Annotated in this window: 2 protein-coding genes; both read left to right on the top strand. The window is 49.6% G+C overall.

All coding sequences use genetic code 11. The annotated features are described in order from the left end of the window. The first annotated feature begins 170 nt into the window (after positions 1 to 170). Positions 171 to 3,215 (top strand): T9SS type A sorting domain-containing protein, encoded by a 3,045-nt coding sequence (locus tag RIC19_RS11285; RefSeq protein WP_350178424.1) that lies wholly within the window; start codon positions 171 to 173, stop codon positions 3,213 to 3,215. Between the two features lie 87 nt (positions 3,216 to 3,302). Further along, positions 3,303 to 4,129: hypothetical protein (locus RIC19_RS11280; protein WP_350178423.1), on the top strand; the 827-nt coding region annotated here is incomplete at its 3' end.

Below are 4,129 nucleotides of genomic sequence, written 5' to 3'. Positions count from 1 at the left end.
GCACTATGCAAGGATCAAAAGCTTTTGCAGTACGGCAAAAAAGCACGGCTTGTCTGCCTATGACGAGCTGCTCAACGCCTGGCGGGGCGAGTCGTTCCTTCGCAGCTACGCTGCTGCAGGAAGCCCTACCTAAATAGTTACATTTATTTTTCATTATGCTATTGATTGGGATGGCTGCGCAAGCACAGGAGGATCTTCAATTTGAGCACCGTTTAAACGGGCCTTACCCTGAGGACGACACGAAATACCTGATCCGGGTTATCTTTAATTTCATGGATGGCGAAAGCTCAGATGGCAATTGGTGGTCGGTTATGGGCTACGACCCGGCAGTGGAAGCACAAGCCGGTTTGGACAACTTAAACGGTGCTTTTAATGAGCATGGTATATACTTTCTGCCCTACGGCGCAGGTTATTGTGAAGGGGCTGCTTATTACAATACGGTTACCGAAGCAGACCTGCCCACAGATGTCTCCATTGAACAATCTCTGAAAATGTCAAGAGCGTTTTATCAGCCACAGGATGAGATTGATCATGCGCTCAATATTTATGTGCTCCCGCCGCTTGATTCTCCTGCTATAACGGGCGATGCTCATTTAATACCGAATAATTACGCATGGGTAAAAGGATATGATACCATAGAAGGGCTCGCCACCAGCTCTACCACCCTTCCTCATGAGGTCGGCCATGCCCTGGGGCTGTTGCACCCACATGCTGCTAATCTTACCTGGGAGTGCGATGAAGAATCGCCCGGGGTAGAAGACCTTGAGAATTGCCAACCGCCCGTAGGCATTTCCTACTGCTGTGGGGACTTTGTTGATGATACGCCTTATTATACCTTCTCTTCCTCCGTTAACGTAGGTGCAGGCTGTGACGCACCGGACCAGGCGATCCCCGAAATCCTGATTGAAAACTATATGAGCTACATCACTCCGGCGACCTGCCGCAATGAGTTCCTTGGCGAGCAGGCCGGCCGGATGAAGAAATATTTACGGGAGCTGCATGCTCCAGCCAACGGCAGTGTAAACTTGCTAAAAGACATTCAGTACCTATCGGTATACCCAGGCGAAGTACCCTCCGGCCTTACCGGCAACTTCACCGTGGAAAGTGGGACTTGTACCTTAACAGAGCCATTGCAAATGCTCCCAGACGCTACCATTAGAGTTCAGCATGGGGCCACACTTCGAATACAAACCAAACTGACTAAGTCCTGCAGTGAGCTCTGGGGCGGCATCGTGGTTGAAGCAGGCGGGCGTGTCATTCTCCAGGGGCAGCAAGCAGTTGTAGAGCACGCCATCTGCGGCATCTTTGTAGATGGCGGAGGGGAAGCTCAGGTGTGGGGCGGAAAACTCCGGGACAATGAAACCGGGCTTTGGCTGCAGTCCAACAACGCCCAGCCCGCAGAAGGCCAAGTCATGTTTGCTGACTTTTTGATCACGGATGATTACCAGGGGGAACCAAATTCCCCAAAACTGATTTACCTAAAGAATGTGGAACAGCTACAGGTGGCCTACACTGATTTCAAAGATGAACGGAGCTGCCCGGCAGGGTCCTGCCCGACCCGCGCTGAGGGGATATATGCAGAAGAGAGCAGTTTCCTGAGCCGCTCCAATAATTTCACCCTGCTGAACACTGGGGTATGGGTTAATAATATGTCGTACGAATACGGCGCGCCTGTTGTGCGGCAGTGCAATTTCCTGAATACCCTTTACGGGGTGTTCATGGAGCATACTGCCGGCTTCACCGTTGAGGATAACACTTTCACCTTCAATGATGCATTGGAAACGCACCCGCCGTTCTTCAAAAAAGTATATGGAGTGTATATACGTGGGCTGTCAGATGGGTTCGAAGTAGTAGAGAATGATTTCACCAATTTGCACTTTAATACTGCCGTTTATATACCGCATGGCACCTATTGCGATGGCACCGGAGCGGGGCTTGGCAACCTGATCGGGCATAATACCTACTTTGGCATGCTGATAGGCAATGAGGCTCAAGGGCAAAACGGAGATATGGACAATGGGCTGCTTTATGTCTGCAATAATCATGACCCTGAGTTGCCTGGATTGCAAAGTGGCGGCTTCTCAGACGAGGTGATTGACTATAAAATTGGCGGGGCAATTAGAAATATCCAAGCTGATTTATCCAATGCAGATGAGATATTGCCAACAGGCAATGTATTTTCTCCTCCATCAGACCCCGAGATAGAAAATACGAGCGGTATTTCTTTTCAGTATTACTATGATGGGAACTTTAGCAATCAGGCTCCTAACTCAAGTACTGGTATAGAACTTGAGGGGCTAATAGATATTTTACCCGAGGAATATTGTACCGCTGCCAGCTGCCCTCCACCTTGCAAAGAAGGACCCATTGCTATCAAAGAACGTTTTCAGGAACGGGGGCACCTGCAAGACAGCCTTAAAACGCTGCTTGCCAACGGGGGAAGCCCCGCCTATTTAGAGGAAATAACAAAGCGGTTGCAGGCACTCCGCTGGCAAAAGGACAAAGCTGCCGGTACTATCATCCGGTACTATGCACAGGATACCCTGCAAGTCCTGCCTGATTCCATCGGCAGATGGCTGGGGCAGGCAGATACCTACAGTGCAGCTTATGCGTTGGCCAGGCAGGCCTTTTTCAAAGGAGAGCTGAGCGGCTTTGATCAGCAGTGGGGGAGTATACCGGCCCATTTTGCCGTTTCTGCCTTCCAAGTATCAGAATACGAAGCGCTCAGCAAGCTATTTGAGCTGCTAAGGCCGCATTTTGCAGAAGGGGGGAGCATCAACAGCTTGCCTAAAGCAACCATCGAAAGTCTATTCGACTTCACGCCCGAATGCAATGAAGCAGGGGCGCTCTCCATAACTTTGCTGCGCCGCAATAAAGCCCTGGCCGGTATTGGACAGCCCTGCAACGGGGCACAGTCATTCCGGGCTGAACGCCACCCCCAAAAAGAAGAAAATCTTAGAAAAGAGGTAACCAAAGCAACTGAATTCCGGATTTTCCCCAATCCGGCACAAGGCACTATACAAATTATGCTCCCTGCCGGACAGGAAGCAGGATACTTACGAGTATACAACCTTCAGGGGCAGCGGCTTTTGGAGCATAGCCTTCAGGGGCGTTTATCTGAAGTGGATATACCCCTCTCATCAGGTATTTACTTATTTGCGGTACAGCCTGCGTCTAATAGAGCGCCTTTCTGGAAAAAAATCATCATTCAATAATCGACTCCTTTGCATGCAGTGAAAGGCTTAAGTGTATCTGTAAAGCCACTTAGCGTTTCTACATGCATTCTATAAAACCATATTGTTATGGATAGATATATCTGCATTTTAGGGCTTATCTGTACCTTCTTCATTTATTGCACAACAGCAATAGGGCAACCCCTGAACCGGGTCGATGACTTTGGCTATATCCTCAACTTTTACAACGATGCTGTGGTAGGGCTTGAAGGCGAAATACTGGGTTTTGGCACCGCCCAGGTAAATTTTGGAGAGGGGCCAGAGTTTGGGGTATTGGTCGGGAAGTACACGCCTGAAGGGGCGCTGGCCACGCACCAAGTTTTTACCGACACATCATACATTGATACAATACTTAACCAGCTTAAAGATGGTGAATTTTACGGTGGCCTTATCCCTACTTCAGACGGCGGGTACCTGTTTAATGCCGTTACCAGCCGGTCTAATGCAATTGTGGTCAAACTTAATAGTGAGCTGGAGGAAACTTTCCGGTATGAATACGAGGACAGCACCTCTAATTCCTCTTTTTCAGCCGTAGAGCCCATTGAGGTAGAGGGTGGCTATCTGCTGTACGGAACCGCTACAGGGCTGGACGGCTACGCAGAGCCCTTTGTACGGCGGATTAACTACGACGGTGAAACGGAATGGATGCGCTACTATGGAGAAGAAGGTGTGGCTGAAATTTGTGGTGATGCGGCCACGGTCGGAGATTCCATGCTAATAATGGGCTGTAGACTATTTGACCAGTCCATAAATGTTTTTTACAAAATAAGAATAACCGATGGCGCCCCTCTTGGCTCATGGCTTTCAGAAACAGACCCGGAAATGGGCTGGATAAGAGAGCTGACGCCCCTTCCCGACGGCGGCATCATTACCTATGGCCTGCAGCCTCAATTCCA

The sequence above is a fragment of the Phaeodactylibacter sp. genome (assembly GCF_040219495.1).
In the GTDB taxonomy this organism is placed as follows: domain Bacteria; phylum Bacteroidota; class Bacteroidia; order Chitinophagales; family Saprospiraceae; genus Phaeodactylibacter.
The sequence above is the reverse complement of the archived record's forward strand: the minus strand, read 5'-3'. Positions and strand labels throughout refer to the sequence as shown.

What these genes read in the sequence shown, in the direction of transcription:
- RIC19_RS11285 (WP_350178424.1), top strand. Translation starts at nt 171, where the DNA reads ATGGCTGCGCAAGCACAGGAGGATCTTCAATTTGAGCACCGTTTAAAC.